General features: G+C 44.7%; 26 protein-coding genes. 6 read left to right on the forward strand and 20 right to left on the reverse strand.

Features of this window, described 5'->3' with window-relative positions:
* Position 1: 1 nt before the first annotated feature.
* The 5 genes from ICN41_RS01510 to ICN41_RS01530 are packed head-to-tail and all read right to left on the reverse strand — an operon-like array spanning position 2 to position 4,199.
* Positions 2–721: a GntR family transcriptional regulator gene (locus ICN41_RS01510; protein ID WP_216291038.1), complete on the reverse strand. Its 720-nt coding sequence runs from the start codon at positions 719–721 to the stop codon at positions 2–4.
* A 10-nt stretch (positions 722–731) separates the two neighbouring features.
* A complete protein-coding gene (locus ICN41_RS01515; RefSeq protein ID WP_216862257.1) occupies positions 732–1,904 on the reverse strand; it encodes a UxaA family hydrolase in 1,173 nt (390 codons plus the stop codon).
* Between the two features lie 41 nt (positions 1,905–1,945).
* Positions 1,946–2,227 (reverse strand): flagellar biosynthesis protein FlgA, encoded by a 282-nt coding sequence (locus ICN41_RS01520; protein WP_215367250.1) that lies wholly within the window; start codon positions 2,225–2,227, stop codon positions 1,946–1,948.
* A gap of 30 nt (positions 2,228–2,257) precedes the next feature.
* Positions 2,258–3,268: an Ldh family oxidoreductase gene (locus ICN41_RS01525; RefSeq protein ID WP_216291039.1), complete on the reverse strand. Its 1,011-nt coding sequence runs from the start codon at positions 3,266–3,268 to the stop codon at positions 2,258–2,260.
* 1 nt (position 3,269) lies between these two features.
* Positions 3,270–4,199 carry a hydroxyacid dehydrogenase gene (locus tag ICN41_RS01530; RefSeq protein ID WP_216291040.1) on the reverse strand — a complete coding sequence of 310 codons (930 nt, stop codon included), beginning with the start codon at positions 4,197–4,199 and terminating at the stop codon, positions 3,270–3,272.
* A gap of 202 nt (positions 4,200–4,401) precedes the next feature.
* On the opposite strand from ICN41_RS01530, the gene ICN41_RS01535 reads away from it, so the two are divergent.
* From ICN41_RS01535 to ICN41_RS01550, 4 genes are all read left to right on the forward strand, one after another.
* Positions 4,402–5,388: a tripartite tricarboxylate transporter substrate binding protein gene (locus ICN41_RS01535; protein ID WP_216291041.1), complete on the forward strand. Its 987-nt coding sequence runs from the start codon at positions 4,402–4,404 to the stop codon at positions 5,386–5,388.
* Between the two features lie 69 nt (positions 5,389–5,457).
* Positions 5,458–6,450, forward strand: coding sequence for a tripartite tricarboxylate transporter substrate binding protein (locus ICN41_RS01540; RefSeq protein ID WP_216291042.1), 993 nt, complete (start codon positions 5,458–5,460; stop codon positions 6,448–6,450).
* Positions 6,451–6,468: 18 nt separating this feature from the next.
* Positions 6,469–8,106, forward strand: a complete 1,638-nt coding sequence (locus ICN41_RS01545) for a thiamine pyrophosphate-binding protein (RefSeq protein ID WP_216291043.1) — start codon at positions 6,469–6,471, stop codon at positions 8,104–8,106.
* Position 8,107: 1 nt separating this feature from the next.
* The gene (locus tag ICN41_RS01550; protein WP_216291044.1) at positions 8,108–9,523 is read left to right on the forward strand and encodes an FAD-binding oxidoreductase; all 1,416 of its coding nucleotides are present in this window, start codon (positions 8,108–8,110) and stop codon (positions 9,521–9,523) included.
* On the opposite strand, the gene ICN41_RS01555 is transcribed toward ICN41_RS01550, so the two are convergent.
* The 7 genes from ICN41_RS01555 to ICN41_RS01585 are packed head-to-tail and all read right to left on the reverse strand — an operon-like array spanning position 9,520 to position 14,936.
* Entirely contained in the window at positions 9,520–10,275 is a 756-nt protein-coding gene (locus ICN41_RS01555; RefSeq protein WP_216291383.1) for a TSUP family transporter, read from the reverse strand. The genes ICN41_RS01550 and ICN41_RS01555 overlap by 4 nt on opposite strands.
* Positions 10,275–11,996 carry an L-aspartate oxidase gene (locus ICN41_RS01560; RefSeq protein ID WP_216291045.1) on the reverse strand — a complete coding sequence of 574 codons (1,722 nt, stop codon included), beginning with the start codon at positions 11,994–11,996 and terminating at the stop codon, positions 10,275–10,277. The genes ICN41_RS01555 and ICN41_RS01560 overlap by 1 nt, the downstream gene beginning before the upstream one ends.
* Positions 11,993–12,604 (reverse strand): fumarate hydratase C-terminal domain-containing protein, encoded by a 612-nt coding sequence (locus ICN41_RS01565; RefSeq protein WP_216291046.1) that lies wholly within the window; start codon positions 12,602–12,604, stop codon positions 11,993–11,995. The genes ICN41_RS01560 and ICN41_RS01565 overlap by 4 nt, the downstream gene beginning before the upstream one ends.
* An 11-nt stretch (positions 12,605–12,615) precedes the next feature.
* A complete protein-coding gene (locus ICN41_RS01570; RefSeq protein ID WP_216291047.1) occupies positions 12,616–13,491 on the reverse strand; it encodes a fumarate hydratase in 876 nt (291 codons plus the stop codon).
* A gap of 10 nt (positions 13,492–13,501) precedes the next feature.
* Complete coding sequence (gene sdhC / locus ICN41_RS01575; RefSeq protein ID WP_216291048.1) at positions 13,502–13,861, reverse strand: succinate dehydrogenase, cytochrome b556 subunit; 360 nt, start codon at positions 13,859–13,861, stop codon at positions 13,502–13,504.
* Positions 13,861–14,208, reverse strand: a complete 348-nt coding sequence (locus ICN41_RS01580; RefSeq protein WP_216291049.1) for a succinate dehydrogenase — start codon at positions 14,206–14,208, stop codon at positions 13,861–13,863. Before ICN41_RS01580 ends, sdhC begins: the two co-directional genes overlap by 1 nt.
* Positions 14,205–14,936, reverse strand: coding sequence for a succinate dehydrogenase/fumarate reductase iron-sulfur subunit (locus tag ICN41_RS01585; protein WP_216291050.1), 732 nt, complete (start codon positions 14,934–14,936; stop codon positions 14,205–14,207). Before ICN41_RS01585 ends, ICN41_RS01580 begins: the two co-directional genes overlap by 4 nt.
* Before the next feature lie 82 nt (positions 14,937–15,018).
* Here ICN41_RS01585 and ICN41_RS01590 point away from each other — a divergent pair, with 82 nt between their 5' ends.
* Positions 15,019–15,882, forward strand: coding sequence for a LysR substrate-binding domain-containing protein (locus tag ICN41_RS01590; RefSeq protein ID WP_216291051.1), 864 nt, complete (start codon positions 15,019–15,021; stop codon positions 15,880–15,882).
* On the opposite strand, the gene ICN41_RS01595 is transcribed toward ICN41_RS01590, so the two are convergent.
* The 8 genes from ICN41_RS01595 to ICN41_RS01630 form a co-directional block, all read right to left on the reverse strand.
* A complete protein-coding gene (locus tag ICN41_RS01595; protein ID WP_216291052.1) occupies positions 15,877–17,025 on the reverse strand; it encodes an iron-containing alcohol dehydrogenase in 1,149 nt (382 codons plus the stop codon). The two genes, ICN41_RS01590 and ICN41_RS01595, sit on opposite strands and share 6 nt — an antisense overlap.
* Positions 17,026–17,077: 52 nt before the next feature.
* Positions 17,078–18,082, reverse strand: a complete 1,005-nt coding sequence (locus ICN41_RS01600; RefSeq protein ID WP_216291053.1) for a galactitol-1-phosphate 5-dehydrogenase — start codon at positions 18,080–18,082, stop codon at positions 17,078–17,080.
* 11 nt (positions 18,083–18,093) lie between these two features.
* Positions 18,094–18,867, reverse strand: coding sequence for an SDR family oxidoreductase (locus ICN41_RS01605; RefSeq protein ID WP_216291054.1), 774 nt, complete (start codon positions 18,865–18,867; stop codon positions 18,094–18,096).
* On the reverse strand, positions 18,864–20,177 hold the full coding sequence (gene hisD, locus ICN41_RS01610; RefSeq protein WP_216291055.1) for a histidinol dehydrogenase: 1,314 nt from the start codon (positions 20,175–20,177) through the stop codon (positions 18,864–18,866). The genes ICN41_RS01605 and hisD overlap by 4 nt, the downstream gene beginning before the upstream one ends.
* A gap of 82 nt (positions 20,178–20,259) precedes the next feature.
* Positions 20,260–21,324 carry an ABC transporter substrate-binding protein gene (locus tag ICN41_RS01615; protein ID WP_216291056.1) on the reverse strand — a complete coding sequence of 355 codons (1,065 nt, stop codon included), beginning with the start codon at positions 21,322–21,324 and terminating at the stop codon, positions 20,260–20,262.
* 31 nt (positions 21,325–21,355) lie between these two features.
* On the reverse strand, positions 21,356–22,153 hold the full coding sequence (locus tag ICN41_RS01620) for an ABC transporter ATP-binding protein (protein WP_216291057.1): 798 nt from the start codon (positions 22,151–22,153) through the stop codon (positions 21,356–21,358).
* A 3-nt stretch (positions 22,154–22,156) separates the two neighbouring features.
* Positions 22,157–22,942 carry an ABC transporter permease gene (locus tag ICN41_RS01625; protein WP_216291058.1) on the reverse strand — a complete coding sequence of 262 codons (786 nt, stop codon included), beginning with the start codon at positions 22,940–22,942 and terminating at the stop codon, positions 22,157–22,159.
* A complete protein-coding gene (locus ICN41_RS01630) occupies positions 22,942–23,661 on the reverse strand; it encodes an ABC transporter permease (RefSeq protein WP_255537840.1) in 720 nt (239 codons plus the stop codon). The genes ICN41_RS01625 and ICN41_RS01630 overlap by 1 nt, the downstream gene beginning before the upstream one ends.
* 154 nt (positions 23,662–23,815) lie before the next feature.
* On the opposite strand from ICN41_RS01630, the gene ICN41_RS01635 reads away from it, so the two are divergent.
* A complete protein-coding gene (locus tag ICN41_RS01635; RefSeq protein ID WP_216291059.1) occupies positions 23,816–24,844 on the forward strand; it encodes a LacI family DNA-binding transcriptional regulator in 1,029 nt (342 codons plus the stop codon).
* The last annotated feature ends 8 nt before the right edge of the window (positions 24,845–24,852 follow it).

Below are 24,852 nucleotides of genomic sequence, written 5' to 3' on the forward strand. Positions count from 1 at the left end.
ATTAAACGACTAACTCGCTAAAGTATTCGTGTTGATTGGTATTTAAGGTAGACACACGCCACTCTAAGGGCTCATCCTGAATGCCGGATGCTACCCTTCTAATGATCAGCACAGGTGAGTCTGGCTTTAATCCCAGCCACTCAGCATGCTGTTTTCCTGCCATTCCGGCACGCAAGCGTTCACTACTTTTGATGACTGTTTGACCATACTTCATTTGATAGAGCTGATAAATGCTTCCTTCGCGATTGATAAATTCGGTACGCGTAAGATTCTTGAAGCGCTTTTTGTCTAATGAGATTTGATCAATCATGACGCACTGATTATCCAAATAAAGACAGTTCACTAAGCGCCATACAGGGGCACCCTCTTTTATTTGTAACTTACTAGCCTCTTCCTTGGTCGCAGTTGCCGACGTCAAAGAAACTAAGTCGACACGTGGATTTGTTTTCTTATCAGCATCATGTTTAACAACATGGAAAAAATAATAGAGAAGTCTCTTGATGTCATGTTCTGCTACATAGGTTCCCCTACCTTGGCGACGGACAACGATACCTTCTGCAACTAGCTCATCTACCGCCTTGCGCAGGGTTCCTATAGATACGTCTAATTCTTTGGCCAAATCCTTTTCAGCAGGCAATGCCTGCCCCATTGGATATCGACCCCTGACCAGATCCTCGGTGATCTTCTGCTTAACTTCTTGATAAGCGGTCAGGTTTCTCATGCTTTAAAACTTACGCAGACTCGTACAAACGGGTAAGTACGAATTCACGATGTCCGAGGATTTCAGAGGCAGTTAATTCACCGTCAGCGGTGCGCAAGAGGCACTCCAACAATTTATTACCCGCTTGATCCATATTTTCTTCGCGACGTAAGAGGCCAGAAACGTCAACGTCAATATGCTCACCCATAGTACGAACTGTTTTTGGATTTGCGCAGATCTTGATTACAGGAAGAATTGCGTTACCGATCACGTTACCTTGTCCTGTTGGGAAGAAGTGCGCAGCAAATCCAGCGGCAGCACACAAGGTCACCATCTCAGCAGCCGCTGATGAGGAATCCATAAAGTGCAAGCCAGGGATTTTTGGCTCTTCAGCCTTGTCCAGAACGCTATCAACAATACATCTCTTACCAATTTTCTGAATATTACCTAAAGCTTTTTCTTCAATGGTTGTTAAACCACCTGCAATATTACCCTTGGTTGGCTGTGAATCAGAAAGATCGCTAGTTTTATGACGCTCAATCACATCTTGGTAACGATCAAACATTTCGCGGAATTTCTTCTTAACTTCTGGAGTACGGCAACGTGCTTCAACTAAATGCTCGCCACCAGTTAACTCAGTCGTCTCACCAAACACCAATGTTGAGCCAATGTCGTATAACTTATCAAAGGCATCGCCCACTGTTGGATTAGCACCGCAACCTGATGTTGTATCAGATTCGCCGCACTTAGTAGATACCCACAACTCAGACAAAGGCGCCTTAATGCGCTTTTGCTTAGATGCATGCTTCATCATTTGATATGCGGCTTTGCTTGCGGATGCAATCGTTGCTGTATCCCCATTACCTTCAATCCAAAAACCTTCTACTGGCTTACCAGAAGCCTTGATACCATCAACCACAATTTTGGTCCACTGTGGCTCAATACCGATAACCACAACTGCAGCTACGTTTGGATTGCTACCAGTTCCAATTAAAGTACGGAAATGCAGCTCTAAGTCAGCACCAAACTGCAAACGTCCGTATGAGTGAGGAATCGCCTGAGTTCCTTTGATGTTGTTTGCCACAGCTTCGCAAGCTGCGTTGGACAAGTCATCTAAAGGCAAAATTAATACGTGATTACGAATGCCCATGCGGCCATTTTCACGGCGGTAACCCATGAAGCTCGCGTCTTTCAAATTAATCATCTTGTTTTCTTTCTAAATGAATGGGTGAATAAGAGACTGGATTACCAGCGCTTAGTTTTTACATTTTGAACATGGAGGTGCTCACCTTTTTTGATAGGAGCTACCACCTTGCCAATGTCTACGCCATACTTCATCACCGTATCGCCTGGCTTAAATTCATTTAATGAAATTTTGTGGCCAATTGGAATGTCACTCTCAGACTTCATATTGAGAGTTAAATCTCCATCCATTACCCAACCAATCAAATCATCTCCGGCTTTTACGCCTTCAACAACAACTACACCAACGCCATCTCCTGGCTCATGCACGACAAAATGGATCATTACCTTCTCCTCTTTAATCTTGTTGAACTACTAAACACCCCATGACTGGCGAATACCAGCCTGAATTTCTTCTACTACCACTTCAGAAACATTCACACCGTCTTTAAACCCGGTTGCACGCTGCTTGAAACGACGCTGACCTGGCAATCTTGTGCCCGCATCTGACGCCAAAGTCTTCAGGAAATCATGCATTTTGTTTGCGAACACTTGGCTACCTGCTAGACCTGGATCAATCGTTAGTAAAAGTTGTCCGATACGAGGGCGATTACCTTTAGCATCAAAAAATGAGTCGGCCTCATACGAGAATCTGCTACCTGATAGACCAACTACTAGGAGTTCAATAATTAATGCCAGCAAGGCACCTTTATCACCACCCAAAGGAACCATGAGGCCTTTCAGCCCTTCCTGTGGATCCGTTGTAGGTTTACCGTCTGCCGTTAAAGCCCAACCTTCGGGAATAGACTCGCCTTTTTTAGCCGCCACTAATAATTTGCCGCGAGCGACGGCCGATAAAGACATATCAATGACCAATGGATCACGTTTGGCAACTGGAAAGGCTGCAGCCAAAGGATTGGTTCCAAAGATTGCTTTACTACCACCGACCATCGGCATAGCAGCAGGCGTGTTTCCAAACAACAGTGAGATGTAACCAGCTCGTGCTGCAGCTTCGGCAAAATGACCCGCCACTCCGAAGTGATGGCTATTCGTTACCGCAACAAGACCAACACCTGTCTTAGAAGCAAGATTCACTGAAAGATCAGTAGCAAAACGAAGTGCTGGAAATGCTAATCCATCACATGCGTCTACCAAAGCTGCTGAGGTTTTAAATGGTCGCACTTTAATTTTTGGCGCTAGCTCTACTCGGCCATTTTTTGCATGACCAGCATATTGAGCAACGCGAGCCAAACCATGCGATGCCAAGCCATCAAGCTCTGCGAGAGCTAAAAATTGCGCGGTTTCAAAAGCCGCCTTCTCCCCAATTCCGGCAGCTTTTAGACCAGCAGATGCCAACTGAACCATCTCTTGATAGGACAAATTCATCTTAAGCTCCTAAAAATCGGTTAACTTCATCTGCAATCATTTGACTTACGCGCTCATTACTCTCATGTGTAACGCCTGCAATATGCGGAGTCAGAATCAGATTCTCAATTCCAGTGAAATGACTCAAGTCTTTTGCGGGCTCTGTCGAAAAAACATCTATGGCTGCCCCACCTAGAACTCCTGAACGTAAACGCTCAGCCAAGGCATACTCGTCAACTATGCCGCCTCGCGCTGTATTAATGAGACATGCGCCTTTTTTCATTTGATCTAATGTAGTTGCATTAAATAAATTCTTGGTCTCAGGTAGGAATGGAAGGTGCAAGGTCACCGCATCACTTTTCCCCAGTAAATCGCTTAAGGAAAGTAAGGGCACTGAAAATCCATCTAACTCTACTGAGCTACCAGACAACATAGGGTCATAAGCAAGGCACTGCAATCCAAAAGCATGGGCTTTCTTTGCTACCACCCTACCGATACTCCCAAAACCAACAATTCCTATGGTTTTTCCCAAAAACTCGTGATAACTAGAAAAGCGTGGACGCGGCCATTCACCTTTCAAGCTTGCAATCGTGGCAGGAATGAAGCCGCGGGTTAAAGCAACAGCCGCTCCCACCACATACTCGGCAACTGAATCTGCATTAGCCCCAGTAGCAGGGATAACTTTGATATTGCGTTTGGCACAAGCGGGCAATTCGATATTTTCTAGCCCAACACCTAGACGACCGACGACTTTCAGGTTTGAAGCGCCAGCCAGTATTTCTTCATTAACCTGAGTAAGGTTACGAACAATTAGGCCCTCAATATTTTGCATTGCAGCAATTAGTGCTGGGCGATCCTTGTATAACTCTGGCTCATAAGCAACATCATGCTGTGAACGCAGGGTTTCTAGGGCTTGACTTGTAATGAACTCGGAGATCAAAATAGATGACATATCTAGATCATATAGATGATTTAGATATCTTGCAATACCCCATTATTGTGCAACGCAATTACGAATTTGATTGCATTAAACAATCATTGGAGGAGACACTAGTAATACATAAGCTTATAACTAATAAATAGAGATCGTAAGAATTTTTAGATGCAAATGCAGATAAGATATTTAGATCAAATTACCACTGGAGATAGTAAGTATGTTTAAGCAATCTATAAGTAAGCTAGGGAAAAAAATTGCATTGATTGTGGGGGCACTCACCCTTCTTGCATCACCCCTGGCCATGGCACAAAACTGGCCAACAAAGCCCATTAAGCTCATCATTCCTTTTGCTGCTGGAGGCACTACTGACATCCTTGGACGCCTACTCGCTCAGCAATTGACAAAAGACCTTGGGCAAAATGTTGTTGTTGAAAATAAACCTGGAGCAGGTGGAAATATCGCAGCAGAATTTGTTGCCCAATCAGCTGCGGATGGCTACACCATCATGCTCGCCTCAGGAAGCATGCTTACGGTTAATCCATTCCTCTACAAAAGATTACCTGTGAACTACGCAAAAGATTTTGTGTACATCACCAATGTAGCTAGCGGTCCAATGCTTGTTTCGGTGAGCACAAAGTTGCCAGTTAAAACCTTGGGTGAATTCATTGCCTACGCCAAAACAAAGGATCTCAATTTTGGTTCAGCTGGAATTGGTAGCCAGGTTCACATGGCGGCTGAGAATTTAACCTATTCCGCTAATATCCCTGCTACACACGTTCCCTACAAAGGTGAATCCGCAGCGATCAACGATTTGGTGGCAGGTCAAATTGACTTCATGGTTGGGAATTTAACTGCTGCAACAGGATTTGCTAAAAATGGGCAAATCAAGCCTTTGGCAGTAACAAGCTCGAAAAGAGCTAAGCAATTACCTGATGTACCAACAGTTGCAGAAGCAGGTATTCCGGGCTTTGAATCAACAGGCTGGTTTGGCTTAGTGGCTCCTGCAAGCACTCCTAAGACTATTACCGATAAGATTTATGCCGCTACAGTAAAGGCAGTGAACTCTGAGGCTCTTCGTGCAAGCTTAGATCTCAATGGCTTAACTGCAATAGTTAATAACCAAAAAGAGTTTGAATCTCAAGTAAAAGCCGAGTCGGTAGTTTGGGATAAGGTGATCAAAGGACGCAACATTAGCACTCAGTAATCTAAAAAGCCACGTACAAACGTGGCTTTTTATTTACCAAATTACCCCTCAACTGTTTTAGGAGTTCTCATGAGATTTGCTAAAAAAATACCGCTTGCAACAGCATTCAAAGTTATTCTCTCTTCATCCATTGCACTATCCGCTTCACTGTCAGCGCAAACCTACCCTAATAAGCCGATTACGATTGTCGTGCCATTTGGAGCTGGAGGAGATGCTGATCAGTCTGCCAGAAATTTAGCAACGGTAGCGCAAAATGTACTAAAGCAATCTATTGTGATAGTGAATAAAGGCGGGGCGAGCGGTGCCATTGGGTCTCAGTTTGTTAAAGATGCGGCGCCAGATGGTTACACCCTTCTGCTAGCAAGGGTTGGCTCACAGGCCGTATTACCTGCTATGAAAAATGACTTAAGTTATAAGTGGAATGACTTCACTTTTATAGGCTTGCTAGAACTCAATCCTGTAGTGTGCGTAGTGAATGCAGAATCTCCATACAAAACTTTTGAAGATCTCACTAAAGCAATTACAGCCCAACCAGGAAAACTTAATTACAGCTCCTCAGGTCCGGGTACCATCTTAAATTTTGGCCCCCAACTCATTCTTCAAACTCTTAAGTTAAAACCTGAGGCAGCAGTTAACGTCAGTTACAAAGGTGGATCAGAGGCGGTTGTGGCGGTACTCGCAAAAGAAGTGGACTTTAGTTGTGGCAACCTCACCTCAGCACTCACCCAGATTAGCAGCGGTAAATTACGCGCGTTGGTTGTAACAACTCCGGAGCGTGTTAAAGAAATTCCCACAGTTCCAACAGCAAAAGAAGTTGGTATGCCACAACTAGAAGCTATCGTTGGATGGAGCGCATTGTATGGACCTCCAAAGATGAGCCCAGATGCTATTAATAAATGGACTGAAGTATTAGCGGTCGCTGATAAAGATGCAAATTGGCAAGCTGGCAATGTTCGCTATGGCGGAATTCCACGAATTATGTCCCCTTCTGACACCGAAAGATTTGCAGCGTCTCAATACGTCTCTTACACAAGACTGAGTACGCAGCTTGGCATTAAATAATTTTCAATAAAGATAAAAATGAATACAAAGACAAAAAATGGTGCACATTTACTGGTAGATGCGTTTAAGGCAGCAGGTATCAATAAAATTTTTACGCTCTCTGGTAATCACATCATGCCAGTCTATGATGCGATCTTTGAAAGCAATATTGATTTAATTCATACTCGTCATGAAGGTGCAACCGTACATATGGCTGATGCCTGGGCTAGACTTACGGGAGAAGTGGGGATAGCTCTTGTCACTGGAGGTCCAGGTCACGCAAACGCAGTTTCCGCCCTTTATACAGCTGCCATGGCCGAATCGCCCGTTGTTCTCATATCAGGTCATGCGCCTATAGGACAGTTAGGAAAAGGTGCATTCCAAGAAATGAATCAAGCAGACATTGCAGCGCCCTTAACAAAAGCATCTTGGGTTTGCCAAAAGGTAGAAGATGTAGGCACTGACATAGCGAAAGCAATCCGCATTGCTAAGTCAGGCAGACCTGGGCCAGTGCACCTTAGCCTACCAACGGATGCGCTTGAGTCAGCACTTCCATCAAACGCTATTAGCCCGAAAGCAGAATCATTTGAAGCTGAACACTCGGCAATTGCAGCCAATGATATTCAACAAATATTGGCCCAATTAAAAGGAGCTACTAAGCCCTTAATTCTGACTGGGCCGATGATGCAATCTAAGAAGGGTCGAGTCATACTTAAGTCTTTGGAAGCCACTCTCGGAATGCCTGTCGTTGGAATGGAAAGTCCACGCGGAATTGGTGATCCCAGTCTAGGCGCATTTGCAGAAGTATTAGCGCAAGCTGACTGCGTATTACTTTTAGGCAAGAAGGTCGACTTTACATTGAAGTTTGCTCAAAGTCCTGGAATCCAAAAAGATTGTGTCTTTTTGCAAATTGATCCGGACGTCGAAGAAATTAAACGGGCAAAGAATGCCGTGGGAGACCGATTGCTTCATTCCATACAAGCAGATACGCCAACTGCAATCGAGGCACTAATAGCAGCGAACCAGGGCAATAAGCCTGCACCTTCAAAATGGCAAGAAGAGGTTCACGCTGCAATTGACTTCCGTCCAAATGCATGGAAAGAGCTTACGCCCAGAACCGGAAATATTCACCCCGTTCAAGCGCTTGCTCCGCTTCAGGCAATTCTAGATAGTCATCCAGACTCAGTACTTATCAGCGATGGCGGTGAAATTGGCCAATGGGCTCAGGCTTGTCTAAAAGCACCTAACCGAGTGTTAAATGGCGTTGCTGGCTCTATTGGCGCAGGACTGCCTTTTGCAACGGCAGCGAGAGTAGCAAAACCTGACTCTCCAATTGTTGCAGTTGTGGGAGATGGCACCTTTGGCTTTCATTGCGCAGAGATTGATACCGCTGTTCGTTACAAATTACCATTTATCTTGATTGTTGGAAATGACGCTCGCTGGAATGCGGAATACCAAATTCAAGTTCGTGATTATGGTCAAGATAGAACTATTGGCTGCGAACTTCTACCATCCAATTATGAGAAAGTATGCGAAGCATTTGGAGGGTATGGAGAATTGGTTAACGATTCAAACGAAGTATTGCTAGCTGCAAAACGCGCACAAGCTAGTAATCTTCCCTCTTGCCTCAATATCTTAATTGAGGGCTTGGCAGCTCCTAATATTAAGCGGACATAACTTGGAAGAGTACCGTCACTTTATTGAGCGTTGCCAACAGCTGATCGGCGCTGAATATGTTTTTATTAGCGACGAAGATAAAAAACCATTTCTGACGGACTGGAGTAAAAGATATACCGGCAATGCGATAGCCGTTCTTCGACCTAAAAATACTCAAGAAATTTCTGAATTGGTAAGTCTATGTCACGAGCGGAATATTGCTATCGTCCCCCAGGGCGGAAATACCGGACTATGCGGTGGCGCAACACCACAGGATAAGGGAATCTCTGTAGTTATTAGTACATCACGCCTCAATCAAATACGCGAGATTGATGTGGATAACGCCACTATCACCCTGGATGCTGGCGTTATCCTTGCCCATGCCCAAGAGGTAGCTCTGAGTGCAGGAAAACTGTTTCCCTTAAGTCTGGCAGCGGAAGGCAGTTGTACGATTGGAGGTAATTTAGGCACCAATGCAGGTGGAGTACAAGTATTGCGCTATGGAAACATGCGAGACTTAACGCTAGGCATTGAAGTTGTTACACCCACCGGTTCAATTTTGAATGGTTTACGTGGCTTAAGAAAAGACAATACAGGCTACTCCCTGAAAGATCTTTATATTGGCTCAGAAGGTACGCTTGGCATTATTACAGCAGCAACACTAAAGCTATATCCACTACCCCAATCCAAGACAAGCTCACTGGTTGCTATTAAAGATATTGGCTGTGCAATTAAGTTAATTCATCAGGCACGAGAAAGTTGCAATGCTGACCTCACTGCGTTTGAGCTTATCTCTACCCGCGCACTCACATTAGACCTCGATAAGGTAAAAAATTTAGGATCAATACTGGATACACCATCAGGCTGGGTAGTGCTGCTTGAATTTTCAAGTATGGAGAATGAGCAGCAAAGCCGCAATCAACTTGAGGCATTTCTTGGAAAAGCATTGGAATTGGACTTAATTTCTGATGCTGTAATCGCCAGCTCCATACAGCAAAGCGGGGACTTGTGGAGCATTAGAGAAGGCATTCCAGAGGCGCAACTAAAGCTTGGAAATATTATCAAGCACGATATTTCACTACCAATATCCAATATTGCTAGTTTTATCGAGGAGACAGAAGCTAAATTAAAGATGCTTTGGCCCAATATGCAAACAATTATTTTTGGTCATGTGGGCGATGGCAATCTTCATTACAACTTGGCACCACTCTCCCCTGATCTATCAAAAGATATTGAAGAGAGAAGAAGTTCTATCAATCAATTAGTGCACGATCAAGTCTATTCGTATTCGGGATCATTCTCTGCGGAGCATGGCATTGGTCAATCTAAGCGAGATGAGTTGCCTCTCAGGAAAGGCTCTATCGAAATAGAGATTATGCGATCAATTAAAAAAGCCCTTGATCCCAAAAATTTAATGAACCCAGGCAAAGTGCTTTAAGAAAATTGTCGCAGTAAAAGTGCAACACCTGAAAATAGCAAGATAGAGCCATAAGCCACGCGCATTGCTGCATTACTGAGTTTGCTGTGAACATGCGTTCCTAACCAAATACCAAGGAAGGTTGCCGGCATTAAGCAAATAGCCAACCCTATGACAGGCCAACTGAGTATTAATCCTGTCACCAGCATGAGACTTAGACGCAAAAAGGTCAGCATGAAAATAGCGAAGGCCATTGTGGCTCTTAATGCTTTGGGATCATTAATGCGTAAACCAAGATAGGAAACATAAATCGGGCCGCCCGTCGCAAATAATGCAGTAAAGGCACCTCCCATAAAACCAAAGGGGGCAGCCCACCACTTATTAATAGGGTCTCGCACCTCGTGATTTCGTTGCCACAAGACGCGTACTCCGTTGGCAGCAGCAAAGCAACCTAATATTAGAAGCAATGGTTCACTTGGCGCTTTAATCAACAACACGATACCCAGCACCATCCCAATTAAGCTAAAGGGAAATAGCCATTTGAGTTCTTTGAAATTAGCGTCTGACGAAGACTTCCTGCCGACATAAAGTGAAGCACAAATATCGATAATGACCATCATGGGCACTACTGCCTTGAGCGGATACATCTGCACAAGCAGTGGAACAGCAACGATGGAAGATCCAAATCCAGAGACGCCAAAAATAAAATAGGCACCAAAAATTATTAATATTGCTAGCGCAAATGGAAGTGGTTCAATGAGCTCAAAAATGATTAGGTCTCAACAAGAATCGTTTCACCTGGTTTAACCATGGTGAACTTAACGGCCTTATTTTCAATTCGTAATTGCTGATTTTGGATATTCACTGCGGTGAAATAGGAATTCTCAAGAGATCCAGCCTCTGGAAAGTCTTCTCGGTAATGTGCGCCCCTTGAATTTTCCCGGGAAATTGCAGCCTCAGTAACCGCTTTGCTCACCTGAATGAGGTTCTGCAGATTCATCCAATCCTGCCAGGTGATACTGTACTCACGCTGAATATTACCAACGCCTATTTGATTAAGCTGCACCCCTAATTGCTCTAAGGTATCGCGAGCGCGAAGCAAGCTTTCTTTAGTTCGAGAGATGCCAACGTCATCCCACATGCATTCAGCTAAAGCATCGCGAATTGCTTCAATATCACCAGCAGCTTTTTGCAAGGGAGCTTCATGAGCCTGGATACTTGCCCTTACCTCATCCATATTGCATTCCTGCAGGCTTTGGGAGGTAACCCACTGTGCCATTGCATCACCTGCAATGCCACCAAAGACGGTAGAGTTAGCAACACCATTTCCACCAAGTCGATTGGCCCCATGCACTCCACCAGTATCTTCACCTGCAGCAAAAAGTCCTGGAAGGTCAGTACTGCAATCCTTTTTAAATACCAAGCCACCCATCATGTAATGGGCCGTTGGAACCACCTCTACTAAATCACCTGCTAAATCGAAACCACTATCAGCGCAGCGTTCAACCATCCCTTTAAATTGCTTGCGTACATTTTCTGGTCCTAAGTGACTCATTTGGATATAAACGCCGCCATTGGGAGTAGCTCGTCCTGCCCGAATTTCTGAGTTGATTGATCTGGAAACAATATCTCGAGTAGCGCGCTCATTGCGAGGATCGTAATTTCCCATAAAGCGTTCGTTATTACCATTCAGCAGATAACCACCGGCACCGCGCAAGCCCTCCTCTAAGACTGTTCCGGTCATGCGCGTATCTGAGCCAGCCAATAATCCCGTAGGATGAAACTGAACCATTTCCATGTCCCGCAAGGTGAGTCCTGCACGGAGCGCCATAGCCAGCCCATCGCAACTCTTATCTCCCGATGGAGTGTGATATTTGTACATGGTTGGTCCGCCACCAGTAGCTAGCAGCACCGCCTTAGCGCGCACCAACACAAATTGACCTGTCTGCATATTAAGCATCAATACACCAGCAAGAGACTTACCATCTTTGCTATGTATTAACTCAATCGCACGATGCTCTTCAAGGCGATGAATTCCTCTTGACCACACCTGCTCAGCTAGACGATTAATAATTTCAATACCCGTTAAATCACCTTTATGCACTGTGCGATCAAACGTTTGTCCAGCAAAGGCTTTTTGATGAACGGTACCGTCAGGGTTGCGATCGAAAAAGCAGCCCAACTCATTCTCTAGCTCATGAATACGCTCAACAGCCTTACTCACTAAAGTCCAGGCCAGCTCCTGATCAGACAACCATTTACCACCCTCAATGGTATCCATGAAGTGACGCTCAACTGAATCGCCTTCAGCTAGAGCAACGTTATACCCACCCTGCACCATCCGAGTACAACCACATTTGCCTAGTAACCCCTTTACGGCAATCGTGATATTGAGATTTGGATTAGCCTGATGAGCATGCAAAGCTGCAAAGAGCCCCGCTCCACCAGAGCCCAGTATCAAAATATCGGTTTCAAGTGTTGGGATAGTGCTCATGAATGAATTCCAAGACTTTTTAGAACGGCATCTTTATTACGCGCAACATCACTCTTTACTTCTTGATAAATACTGCCGCCGTGACTATCCATAGCAACGAGGAGTGGGCCAAAATCTTTAATCTTGAAACGCCATAGTGACTCTGGATTGAGATCATCCATATCCACGGCTTCAATTTGTTCGATCCAAGTAGTTTCCAGTGCGGCTGTACCACCAATAATCGCCAGATAAACGCCGCCCAACTCCTTAAAAGCTTCCGCTGAACCCTCCCGCATTCCACCTTTACCAACTATCATACGCACGCCCTTTTGGGTCATTAATGGACGAGTAAATCGCTCCATACGATCGGAGGTTGTAGTTCCAATGCAAATCGGTTCATACCCAGCTGGAAATTCTTCGCTTACAGGGACTTTACGTACATTAGGCGCCGTATGAATCACTGCGTGCCCATTCAAATCAAAATGGGTTTGACGATCATGGTCAAACATATGAATTTGTGTTGCATCACGAATACCAAATAAAGTATTTTGCAATGTCACAGTGTCATTAATTCGAAGTTTGCGAATGTCTTCTTCGCTCACGGGGGTCTGGAGAACATAGTGTGTCATGAATATTCTCCTTAGAACCCGTAACTTACGCCTGATGGCGTGAAGGTTGCACGTGCCCTGCGTGCAGAATGGCATTGCATATTCACTGCAACAGGATTAAGGGTAATGTGGGTATGGGCAAGTTCAACATGAACAGCAAAGGCAGTGCCATCGCCACCAAGTCCTTGAGGACCAATACCGAGATGATTTACGGCGGCGCTCAACTCCTTCTCCAGCTTCGCACCCTCTTCATCAGAGCAAGTGCTGCCAAGCGGACGAGTAGCCGCTCTTTTGGCCATCGCTACACATTGATCAGATGTGCCGCCAATGCCTACGCCAACAATCGTTGGTGGGCAGGTTTTACCGCCTGCAGACACTACACTTTCAATCACAAATGCCTTGACTCCATTGATACCATCCGCTGGTATTGCCATTTTGAGAAAAGAGTTATTTTCTGATCCGCTGCCTTTTGGCACCATTTCTATCTCAACGGTCTCAGACTCGTCAGCAAAATCAATATGAATTGCAGGCATATCGATGCCGCAAGAAGTATGATTATTTTTACGTGTGATGGGGTGCACTACTGAAGATCTCAATGGATATTCTTTGGTGGCACGCTCACAACCTTTCCGAATGGCCGCCTTCAAAGCCATGCCATCAAACTGCACATTGCCGCCAATCTTGACGTTATAAATTGGCAAGCCAGTATCCTGACAAAGTAAATTATCTTCGCGCTCTGCCACAGAAATATTGGTAATCATGGTTTTGAGAACGACCTGTGCTCGTTGATCAGTCTCGGCCCTGTCTAAACGATTAATCCCTTCTTTAATATCGTCAGGGAGTACCTTAAGTGCACGGATATAGAGCTCTTTACAAGCTTCTTCTACCAAATCCATATTGAGTTGCATATCAACCTAACTAGTTAGCAAAATAGAGAAATAAAAGCCCGCAGATGATTGCGAACAAGATAGATGCCTGAATCCAACCCTTACGTAAACCACGCCACGGCCCAAACTCAATCATCAGCAAACGCACTCCTCCAGCCAGATGAATAGCCAGCAAGATGACTAAAACCCATTCACCAAACTTAAATACCCAAAAATCGGTTAGCTTCAAAGAAGCCTCAAATCCTTGAGCGCCACGCAAGGATTGAGAAAGCATTAAAAAATGCAGGGGAATAAAACAAGCTAAAAGTAGGCCAGAAATCCGATGGCATACATACGCAAAATAAGATAAGTGACTTTTAGCTCTGTAATCTAAGTGAGGTCTTGAACTCATCATGCACCCCCCGTATAGATACCAATAACAGCTGTTGTTCCAAGGGTAAGAATACAAATCGCAAGAGCCCAAGAAACAGGTTTTGCTAACCCGCTCTTAGGGATTGTTTCTTCAAGAATATTTGCCATGCCGATTGGAGCATGGACAAAACAAGCCAAAACAAAGATCTCATAAAAGAGTGCGAAGGCGATATTGCCTTGTGTACGACCCAAAATCTCTTGAGCAGATATGCCGCCACGAATGGCATAAAAAATAATGAGGAGGTGTATCGCTACACAGATACCCAGAATCATTGCGCTGATTCTTTGGGCATACCAAAGCTTTGCCTGTAAGACGCCCTGGCTCATAACTTGCCCCATTTGCTGCCACGCACTGCAGCTCTTGCCACTAGCTTCTTAAGTCCAGCAATACTAGCTGTTGGCTCAATTGCCTTAGGGCAGCGCTCGGTGCAGGATCCCTGTGTATGGCAAGCATGGCAGCCCGCATCGCCAGCAACAGCTTGCATTCGCTCAAGTTGTTGAACATCGCGAATGTCATTCGTTAATGTCCAAGCTCGGTTCAAGGCTGCTGGACCTAAGTAATTAGGTCTTGCCTCAACCACTTCACATGAGGCATAACAAACACCACAACCAATACATTCAATACCTGCATTAGCCAATTGACGCTCTTCAGACTGTGGCTCCACTTTTGCAAAATCGTCATGCCGAGTTTGATTGCCCTTGAAGAAGCCAACTGCACCCTTCCACTTATTAAAGAACTCACGCATATCCGTTGCAAGGTCTTTAATCACGGGCAAGTTATTCAGGGGTGCAATTTCTAATGAATCGCCATTCACAATTTGCGACACATGGGTACGACACGTCCAGCGAGCAACGCCATTCACTGTCATGGCACAAGAGCCACACATCCCAACACGACAAGCAAAACGATAACTTAGGGTGGGATCAAGCTTACGCTGGATGTAGGTCACCACATCCAAAACAGTTTGGTTGGAATTGCGTGGCACAAGGTATTCAACAAACTCCCCTTGCTCGGCACCACGCCAGACTTTTACTTTGAGGTCGGTATTTGACATAGACCCATTATATCGATAGATAGTAAAATTAAAATCGAATATATTTTTCTTTGAGATAAAGAATTAATTTATAATAAAGTTTATGTCTAGCATCAAACTACTCAAAAATTTCATTGCCATCACTCGCCACAAAAGCGTAGCTGCTGCTGCGAGGGAGATTGGTTTAACAGCTGCTGCCGCAGGACAACAATTACAGCAGCTAGAGCAGGAAATTGGCGTCGAGCTCTTTGATAGAACCAAACGCTCTCTTGCACTCAATAGCAATGGCCGTGCTGTTATCGAGCCAATACAAGAGATTATTGTTCAATATGAGTCCCTTGGCTCTAAGTTGAAATCAGAACTCAGCGGCACCATTGTTTTAGGCGCTCTGGTATCTACGCTCATGGGTGCATTTGGCAAAACTTTGAATGAGCTAAAACAAAGTTACCCTGAATTAGAAATAAAACTCATTGCAGGTCTTTCTAGCAACTTTCTTGATCAAGTAATGGAGGGCACTCTCGATGCCGCCATAGTAACTGAGTCCCCTTATGCATTACCTCAAACAGTGCAGTGGACTGAGCTTTATAAAGAGCCTATGATTTTGATATCCCCTAGCTCATTCAAACCAGCAAAGGGCATTCATAATCAATTGCCCTTTATTCGATTTGAGCGCAATACCTGGACTGGTCACCTAGTTGAGCAAACCATTAAGGTTAATAAACTCAAGATTCAAGATGGCATGGAATTGAACTCCGTGGAAGCGATTATTGAGCTAGTCCGACAAGGCTTAGGTTATTCAATCGTTCCACAACTAGCCAATATTGCCTGGACTAGCGATCGTCAATTAAAAATCCAAGAACTTCCAGGAAAAACAGTCTACCGAAAAGTAGGTCTTTTAGAGCGCAGAAAGCATGGGCGGCAAAATATTACTCAAGCGATCAAGAAACACTTTTTATCGACCTTATAGCGCCTCTCTATAGAGCGCTGCTGCATCCTGCCGCTTGATTTCTCTTGGGCTATTCATCAATAGACGTGTTTGTAACATCGCATCTTGCGCAAGTTGATCAATATCTTTTTCTGCAATACCAACCTGACTTAATTGAGTGGGCAGACCCAATTCTCCAGCCAGGGTACCCAGATAATCTACTAATTGAGTAGCTTGCTCCATAGTTGACCCCTGTAAGCCAGGCTTAATAATTTGCCCTAAATCCGCATACATTGCATGAGCCACATCTAGGTTAAAGCGCATTACTGGTGCCAATACCAATGAATTGGAAAGTCCATGCGGTACATGAAATCTAGCGCCTATTGGATAAGCTAAAGCATGAACTCCTGCAACAGGCGCATTTGTAAATGCCATTCCTCCCAGGCATGCGCCAAGTAGCATATTTTCACGGGCCACAATATCGTCTCCCGATGTCACAGCACGATGCAGATTGTTTGACAATAATCGTAATGCTTCCTTAGCAAGACAATCAGCCATTGGATTTTTTAAATGCTTAGTAGTAAATGCTTCAATCGCATGCACCATCGCATCAATTCCGGTGGCAGCAGTGACATGAGCCGGTAGGCCCAAAGTTAACTCGGCATCTAGTAAGGCAACATCAGGCAATAAATGGGGAGAAAGAACTCCCTTCTTTTCACTCTCACTTACAGTCACCACCGAACTCTTGGTAGCCTCAGATCCAGTGCCAGCAGTAGTAGGTACCAATATCAAGGGAAGGCGTGGACCTTTGGCATTACCAATCCCATAAATATCCGCCAATTTTTCTTTGCCCAGCGATAGCAGTGCAACTAACTTGGCTACATCCATTGAGCTTCCACCGCCAAAACCAATCACGCAGTCCGCCTGATATTCTTGCGCTACTTGAACCGCCTGCTCAATCACTGCAACCGGCGGGTCAGCCTGAACATCAGAAAATATGTGTACAGGAATATGCAGCTCTTTAAATTGAGGTAAAGCCTTTTCTAGCAATCCAGCTGAGAGAACGCCAGGATCTGTAACGATGAGAACTTTAGTAGCACCTTGCTCTTGAGCAATTTTGGCCAGCTGGGCTGAACCTCCTCTTTGCACCAATATTGAGCGAGTCGAATGAAAATCAAACTGCATAGAAATCCTTTAGTAATTACACACCTATGCCATGAGACATGAGCTACTCAATTTAAAAAGGCTTAAGCAAGACTTTTGCTGCTGCAGTTTTGCCCGCATGCAGATCCATAAAAGCCTTTGGCCCCTCATCAAGAGGTCGACTCTCTACCCACGACAAATCACCAAATGCATTGCGCGCCAATAAATTCACCGTAGCCTGCAGATCAATCGTGGAATATGTGTAAGTTCCCAGTAGTGTGATTTCAGCTAAGGTCAACTTACGCATATCTATTTCGCTAGCCCAATCTTGCAGGCCAACGTGCATCACCACTCCACCGGGCTTTACTGCTGCTAAGGCAGTATTTCGGGTAACGGCCGCGCCAACACAATCCATCACGAACTCATAAGCATTTTCAGCTGGCTGCTCATCGATCGGATTCATTGTGTTGCAGGCTACATGCTTTTCAAGAGCCTGCCTACGTAATGGGTTTACTTCTGCAACTGTGAGATCACCAACGCCATAGTGCTTTAACAGTAATGCCGATAGCATCCCAATAGCCCCACCACCTAAGACTAATACGCGACATTCTTGAATCGGTCTCTGTAAAGCACGCATAGACAAGTTGATAGCATGAACAGCAGTAGCGGCTGGCTCAGTTAATGCAGCAGCATCCACACTTAAGCCATCTGGAATGGCAATAAGTGAGCTAGCAGGAATGCTCATATATTCAGCAAATGCCCCTGGCCTGGTCATACCCACCATAGTGCGATTGGCACATAAGTTATTTCTGCCCTGCAAGCAATATTCACAGTGCCCACAGGTAATCAATGGGTTTCCAGTGACTCTTTGGCCCTTGGCAAATAATGAGGAACTGGTTTCTTCTACAGTACCTGCAAACTCATGCCCCAAAACTAGGCCAGGCTTTCTTCTTGGATCATGTCCATGAAAGGCATGCATATCACTGCCACAAATGCCTACCGATTCAATCTTGAGAACGACTTCATTTGCCTCTAGAGAGGGATAGGGCCGATCCAAAATTTGCATCTCATTCGGTTGGGTATAAACCAAGGCTTTCATGATTACTTTCCTTACGAAGCTGTATAACCGCCATCGACCATGATGGTTTGGCCAGTGATATAGGCTGATGCATCACTCGCTAAAAAAATAGCGACCCCATTCAGATCTTGCACTTCACCATTGCGTCCAATCGCAGTTCGGTCAGCATGTAGTTTGACCAAGGCTGGATTACTAAATACCGGCGCTGTTAGTGCTGTCGGAAAATAACCCGGTCCTATAGCGTTGCAAGTAATGCCAAACTTTGACCACTCCTGAGCAATCGCTCTTGTCAATTGCAAGATTCCACCCTTTGCTGCACCATACGGGGCGCTATTAGCAAATGCGCGATAACTCTGTAAGGATGCAATGTTAATTACTCTTCCCCATTGACGCTCTTTCATCTGCGGTGCAAGTGCTTGAGTCATAAAGAAGGGTGCGGCCAACTGCACATTTAATTGCTCCTGCCAACTCTGTGGAGTGATTTCACCAAAGGGCTCTCGCAAATTAATACCAGCAGCATTAACTAAAATGTCTACTTTTCCTAGCTTGGCAAGCACTTGCTTAGATAGCTCTGCAGATTGTTCAAGAATACTTAAGTCTGCCATAAATGAGGAAGCTCTAATGCCTTGCTTACTGAGCCTGGCAACAGCTTCATTTAATGGCGCCTCTCTGCGAGCCGCGATTGCTATTTCAGCTCCAGCAAGGCCGAGGGCCAATGCAATACCCTCACCTAATCCGCTGCTTCCACCGGTCACTAGAGCTGTTTTTCCCTGCAAACCAAATAATTGATTAATCATAGAACTCATACCTCTACTGGAACACCAAGATCAAATGTTTCATTTGGGAAATATTTCTCTAAGCGATCATCTGCAGTACGGGCATGCGCCTCCATGCCTTCTAAACGACTAATTCTGGCGGTGACCAAGGCCATTTCCTTACTACCCTCACGCGTCATTTTTTGCCAAGTGAGCGTTTTCATAAACTTATGAACAGATAAACCGCCAGAGTATCTAGCTGCGCCCTTAGTTGGTAGGACATGATTAGGACCACTGGTCTTATCACCAAATGCTACCGTTGTTTCTTCACCTAAAAAGAGTGAGCCGTAGCAGGTGAGATGACTTAACCACCAATCCAGATCTTTCGCATGCACCTCAAGATGCTCGCTCGCATACTTATCCGAGATTTGAGCAATCTCTTCACGAGATTTACAAACAATCACCTCACCATAATCACGCCATGCACATGCAGCCGCATCTTTTGCGATCGGAGGTAAGAGATCAATCATTTGGGGCACTAATACCATTACTTCTTTAGCCAATTCCTCAGAAGTTGTGAATAACCATGCTGGAGATTCATGCCCATGTTCAGCTTGACCGACAAGATCGCTTGCAACAATTTTGGGATCAGCAGTTTCGTCTGCAATGATTCCGATTTCAGAGGGCCCTGCAAAGACGTCGATGCCGACCTTACCAAAAAGAGAACGCTTGGCTTCAGCCACAAACTTATTCCCTGGTCCCACAACCACATCGGCTGGTTTACCAGTAAATAAACCATAGGCCATGGATGCAATAGCTTGTACGCCACCCAATGTCATGATGACATCTGCCCCTGCAGCCTTAAAGGCATAAAGGACATATGGATGAATACCGCCGCCACGAAATGGGCTTGAGCAAGCAATAATATTTTTTACTCCCGCTGCTTTAGCAGTCGCTACCGTCATATAAGCTGAAGCGATGTGGGCATAGCGTCCTGAAGGCGCATAGCAACCAACAACATTCACTGGCAATACCTTCTGACCAGCAGTTACACCTTCATGCAAAGTAGTTGAGAAGTCTTGAATACTATTTTTTTGCGCAATGGCAAAGTCATAGACTTGCTTTACGGCAAAGTCGATATCCTTCTTTACGGAGCTAGGCACGTCAGCCAAGATGGCATTGATCGCTTGCTCAGACATCACGATTTCACCAGTCCACTTATCGAGCTTTGAAGAGTAATCCCTTACTGCTGCTTCGCCATTTTTCTCAATATTAGCGAGCATCTCTGTTACCACCTGCTGTGCAGTTGAAGTTTCTGTCTCGGGTGTTTTTGCTGCTTTTTTTAAGTAATTAATAGACATGTTTGTTACCTTCATTTTGTAAGCGCTTACAGCTTTAATCTAAAAAATGAGGTTTCCCTCACTTTTTAGATTGCTTTAAATACTACTTAGTATTGTTTGCAAAATCACGTAGCTTCTTATCTGCATTCACCATCTTCATGAACTCATCAGTAATGTATTCATTTGCTGGTGGAATGGTTTGGATAGCACCAGTTGACTGCATAAATGCCGCAATCGCATTAAACCAACCATCGACTTGTGAAGGGCCTTTCGAGTTATCCATAATTTTCAACTCTGTAGCCAAATCATAATTAGGACGAGTATCGAACTCTTTCTTCATTGAAGCTTCAGAAATAGTAACGCCGCCCTGCTCATAGAACTTCTTCATCATGGCAATAGCTTGTGGCTTATTCGCGTTCATCCATTTCCAAGCGCGCAAGTAAATAGCCAGGAACTTAGCAACGTTCTGTGGATTTTCTTTTGCATAATCACCGCGAACAATCAATGCACCAGGAACAAACGCACCGCCATCCTTACCGCTACAAATTACTTTAGCGCCAGCCTTTTCTTCCAGGGTATAGATATTCGGTGCCCATAAGCCTCCGAAGTCTGCGTTGCCAGATGACATGGCAGAAATGATTTCACCCTGACCCATGTTCTTAATAACAACATCTGTCTTTGATAGACCATACTTTTTCAGGCAAGACTGAACTGCATAATCTCCAGTGGAGTTACCAGTTAACACAATGGTCTGTCCTTTTAAGGACTGAGGATTTGCAGCAAAGGCTTCTGCGGCTTTTGAAGTTGCCAGAAGTGCATTACCTGCAGACTCATCATTACTTAGACCAATAGTCTTGATACCAAATCGAACATAGCCCAATACTGCAGGGACTGATCCAGTACCACCGACATCCCAAGATTTGGAGGCAGAGGCGGCAATCTGAGGAACGCCTGCTGGGAAAGTACTGAATTCAGGCTTCAAGCCCAATTCACTCCACCACCCTCTTTCGGTCGCAACATAGAATGGAAGCGCCCAATACAAAGCAGGCTGATAACTCACCTTAATCTCTGTCAGCGCAGGCTTTGCTTGCGCCTGAACTTGCCCAATGCTAACTGCTGATAAAACTGTTGCCCCTATGATGCTTGCTAATGTTTTTTTGAATTGCATTTTTCTCTCCTTCATACATTACAAAAGTGAATCAATGATCAACGCCCAAGTTTTGTTCCCGTAACAACTTCCAAATCTGACTACGCAACTGCACAAACGAACTTAAATCCATTACATCCTCAATCCGCGAATGAGTATCCCAGCCCTCTTTCTCCCGAATAGGTTTAATTTCAATGACATCCCTAATTAAACCTGGCCTTCTAGACATCACAACTACCCGATCTGCGAGATATACCGCCTCCTCAACCGCGTGAGTAATAAACAAAACGGTTTTAGGATTCTTGCGAGCTAAACGCACCAATTCTTCCTGCATGACCACTCTCGTTTGAGCATCTAGGGCTCCAAAAGGCTCATCCATCAATAGTACCTCTGGCTCAAGTACATAAGCGCGAGCAATAGCAACACGCTGTTGCATACCGCCTGATAATTGATGGGGATATGCTTGCTCATAGCCTTCAAGACCCATCAAGGAAATTAATCGAGCGGTCTTATCGCGCTTTTCTTCTTTACTCATGCTCATGGATTTCAAGCCGAATTCAATATTTTCTTGAACTGTCTTCCATGGAAATAAAGCAAATTGCTGAAATACAACCGCACGATCCGGGCCAGGCCCCTTCACCTCTTTACCGCCTACGAGAACTCGTCCTTTGCTAGGCATTTCGAGGCCAGCAACCATGCGCATACAAGTTGTTTTGCCACAGCCAGAGGGTCCGACAATCGCCACAAACTCCCTGTCTTTAACAGTCAAGTTAATTCCACCAACAGCCAAAAACTCTTTGCCGCCTTGCTTAAAGCTTCGCTCTACGGAATCAAAAACGATATCTGCCATAACTCAAATTTCTCTATAGTGAACAGCGAACTTTTCAGCCTGCCTTAAAAGTACATCAATAAGTAAACCAATTAGTCCAATAGCAATCATCCCGCTCATGACAATATCGGTCTGAATACTAGCTTGACCTTTTACCATCATGTAACCCACACCACTTGAGGCCACAATTAATTCTGCACCCACTAATGATTGCCAACCAAGGCCAGCAGAAATTCTTAAGCCCGCAATGATGGATGGAATCGCCGCCGGAAATAAGACCTCGGTCATCAAACGTAACTTACCTGCCCCCAACATCCTGGCGGCCTCAAGATACTTTTTATCCACATGAATAGCGCCTCGATAGGTATTAATTAATACTGGCGGAAATGCGCCCATAAAAATAACTAGTACTGGTCCACCGATTCCAGTTCCAAACCAAAGCGCTGCAAATGGAACCCAAGCAATTGGCGCAACAAAGCGAATGCTTTCAAAAAATGGTGTGATGAGCTGATTTGCAAATCGAGATAAGGCCATTAAAAGACCTAATGGAATACCAATGACGACTGCCAATAAGAATCCATATAAGAATCGCTGAAAGCTCGAGGCAATATGCGCTAATAAGGTGTACCCAGAAAATGGCTCATTGATCAAATGAATAAACTTCAGGAGTACCTCATGCGGCGCAGGCAAAAACTGCTTAGGCACAAAACCCATCAATACCGAGAGATACCAAAAGCCAACAAAACTAGCAATGCCTAGCCCTGTCCACAATACAAACTCACCTTGGTTTAAACGCTCACGATGCGCCATCATGCTCTCCAAGGCATTGCATAACGTTCAGCTTTTGCCAGAATTTGCGTCATAAGCCAGCCAGATATGGCAACACTTATCATGCCCACCAAAATCATTGCAGGATTAATGTCCTGTGCAGCTTGATTGAGGATTGAACCCAAGCCCAAAGTAGCCCCTACCAACTCAGCAGCAACCAGGGTAGTCCACGATGCTTGTAGAGATAGGCGTAAGCCAGTAAAGATCAATGGCAGCGCGCCCGGTATCAAGACTTCACGGTAGTAGGCAAAGCGGCTGATGCCCAACATAGCAGCAGCTTCACGCTGCGGGACTTCGATTGAGCGAACACCAGTAAAGCTATTAATGACTGCCGGCACAAATGCGGCGACGTAAATCACCATCACCTTAGCTGAATTACCTAAGCCTAACCATACGATTGCCAACGGAATCCATGCCAAAGGTGGGATTGGCCTCAAGGTCAGAAATATGGGGTTCACAAAAGCTTCAATTTTCTTATTGGCCCCCATCAGAATGCCAAGCAAGATACCCAAAGATGAAGAAACAAGAAACCCTGTAGTTACCAACATCATGCTTTGCAAGACATGTTGATATAACTTGCCATTGCCATAACCTTGCATAGCAATAATCTTGAATGAATTCCAAGCTTCAGTGGGCGAAGGGAATCTTGCGCTAGAAATGGCACCGCTCCACTCGGTCAAACCAAACCAAGCAAGGAGCAATATGGCAAAAAACAAAACAAGAGAAAAAAGTCTGCTAAAAATTTCTAATTCCTTATAGAATGACAGAAAATGTAAGCGCTTTCATAATAGCCTTAATTTAACAGCAATATAAATTCTGTCCATAAGATTGGATTAGTACTTACCCCAACTGATGATGAAAAAAAATACCGGCGCAGTCACCATTGATCATGTTGCAGCTGCAGCAAAAGTTTCTACTGCGACCGTATCGCGTGCTTTAAATCGTCCGGACACAGTCAGTACTGCGCTAAAAGAAAAAATTAATGACGTCATCAAAAAATTAGGTTATATCCCCAATGCTGGAGCACGATCACTCATGCTCAAGCGTTCAGGAACAATTGGCGCCATCGTGCCAACGCTGGATAACGCCATCTTTGCACAGGGTCTTGCTGAATTTCAGAAACAACTTAATCAAGCTGGTTACCAATTATTAGTTGCCAGCACTAACTATGACCCTGTAATAGAAACAAACCAAATTAATAATCTACTAGCAAGAGGAGTTGAAGGTATCGCCCTCTTTGGAACTAGCCAGGAGAGGGAGGCTCTCAAACTCCTAAAAACTCGAAGTATTCCTTACATCCATGTGGGTTCGCTCAATACCCCCTATAGCGGCTATGCTTCTGGCTTTGATAATCGAGAAGCCATTAAGTTAGGCGTGCAACATCTACTTGAAAAAGGTCACAAACATTTTGGCATTCTGACAGGCATTACTAACAACAACGATCGCGCCACAGACCGTGTGGCAGGCGCTCTAGAGCTATTAGCTGAGAAAAAAATTCACCTCAAACCTGAAGTCATTGTGGAATGCCATTACGAACTTCATGAAGCAAGACTGGGCTTAAAAAAGTTACTAATTTCCAATCCAAAAATAACAGCGATTATTTGTGGGCAGGACGTTTTAGCGCTTGGGGCCCTTTTAGAAGCACAAAACCAAGGAATGAAAATTCCTCGAGATCTTTCCATTGTGGGGTTCGATGATCTTGAAATATCAAGACATCTTCTGCCCAGCTTGACTACGATTCATATCGATGCGATTGGTATGTGGGCTCAAGCAGCAAACCATCTCATCTCTCAAATCAACGGAGTAGAAAATTTACCCAAGAAAATTAAAGCGAATGTGAATTTAGTGATTCGCGAATCAAGTACTACAGCACCAAAGCGCTAAATGTCTTT

It is taken from the genome of Polynucleobacter sp. 15G-AUS-farblos, assembly GCF_018882445.1.
Taxonomy (GTDB): Bacteria; Pseudomonadota; Gammaproteobacteria; order Burkholderiales; family Burkholderiaceae; genus Polynucleobacter.

Bases quoted from the DNA above. Each gene is read 5' to 3' on its own strand.
- ICN41_RS01510 (WP_216291038.1), bottom strand. From the start codon at position 721: ATGAGAAACCTGACCGCTTATCAAGAAGTTAAGCAGAAGATCACCGAG.
- ICN41_RS01515 (WP_216862257.1), bottom strand. From the start codon at position 1,904: ATGATTAATTTGAAAGACGCGAGCTTCATGGGTTACCGCCGTGAAAAT.
- ICN41_RS01520 (WP_215367250.1), bottom strand. From the start codon at position 2,227: ATGATCCATTTTGTCGTGCATGAGCCAGGAGATGGCGTTGGTGTAGTT.
- ICN41_RS01525 (WP_216291039.1), bottom strand. From the start codon at position 3,268: ATGAATTTGTCCTATCAAGAGATGGTTCAGTTGGCATCTGCTGGTCTA.
- ICN41_RS01530 (WP_216291040.1), bottom strand. From the start codon at position 4,199: ATGTCATCTATTTTGATCTCCGAGTTCATTACAAGTCAAGCCCTAGAA.
- ICN41_RS01535 (WP_216291041.1), top strand. From the start codon at position 4,402: ATGTTTAAGCAATCTATAAGTAAGCTAGGGAAAAAAATTGCATTGATT.
- ICN41_RS01540 (WP_216291042.1), top strand. From the start codon at position 5,458: ATGAGATTTGCTAAAAAAATACCGCTTGCAACAGCATTCAAAGTTATT.
- ICN41_RS01545 (WP_216291043.1), top strand. From the start codon at position 6,469: ATGAATACAAAGACAAAAAATGGTGCACATTTACTGGTAGATGCGTTT.
- ICN41_RS01560 (WP_216291045.1), bottom strand. From the start codon at position 11,996: ATGAGCACTATCCCAACACTTGAAACCGATATTTTGATACTGGGCTCT.
- ICN41_RS01565 (WP_216291046.1), bottom strand. From the start codon at position 12,604: ATGACACACTATGTTCTCCAGACCCCCGTGAGCGAAGAAGACATTCGC.
- ICN41_RS01570 (WP_216291047.1), bottom strand. From the start codon at position 13,491: ATGCAACTCAATATGGATTTGGTAGAAGAAGCTTGTAAAGAGCTCTAT.
- sdhC (WP_216291048.1), bottom strand. From the start codon at position 13,861: ATGAGTTCAAGACCTCACTTAGATTACAGAGCTAAAAGTCACTTATCT.
- ICN41_RS01580 (WP_216291049.1), bottom strand. From the start codon at position 14,208: ATGAGCCAGGGCGTCTTACAGGCAAAGCTTTGGTATGCCCAAAGAATC.
- ICN41_RS01585 (WP_216291050.1), bottom strand. From the start codon at position 14,936: ATGTCAAATACCGACCTCAAAGTAAAAGTCTGGCGTGGTGCCGAGCAA.
- ICN41_RS01590 (WP_216291051.1), top strand. From the start codon at position 15,019: ATGTCTAGCATCAAACTACTCAAAAATTTCATTGCCATCACTCGCCAC.
- ICN41_RS01595 (WP_216291052.1), bottom strand. From the start codon at position 17,025: ATGCAGTTTGATTTTCATTCGACTCGCTCAATATTGGTGCAAAGAGGA.
- ICN41_RS01600 (WP_216291053.1), bottom strand. From the start codon at position 18,082: ATGAAAGCCTTGGTTTATACCCAACCGAATGAGATGCAAATTTTGGAT.
- ICN41_RS01605 (WP_216291054.1), bottom strand. From the start codon at position 18,867: ATGAGTTCTATGATTAATCAATTATTTGGTTTGCAGGGAAAAACAGCT.
- hisD (WP_216291055.1), bottom strand. From the start codon at position 20,177: ATGTCTATTAATTACTTAAAAAAAGCAGCAAAAACACCCGAGACAGAA.
- ICN41_RS01615 (WP_216291056.1), bottom strand. From the start codon at position 21,324: ATGCAATTCAAAAAAACATTAGCAAGCATCATAGGGGCAACAGTTTTA.
- ICN41_RS01620 (WP_216291057.1), bottom strand. From the start codon at position 22,153: ATGGCAGATATCGTTTTTGATTCCGTAGAGCGAAGCTTTAAGCAAGGC.
- ICN41_RS01625 (WP_216291058.1), bottom strand. From the start codon at position 22,942: ATGGCGCATCGTGAGCGTTTAAACCAAGGTGAGTTTGTATTGTGGACA.
- ICN41_RS01635 (WP_216291059.1), top strand. From the start codon at position 23,816: ATGAAAAAAAATACCGGCGCAGTCACCATTGATCATGTTGCAGCTGCA.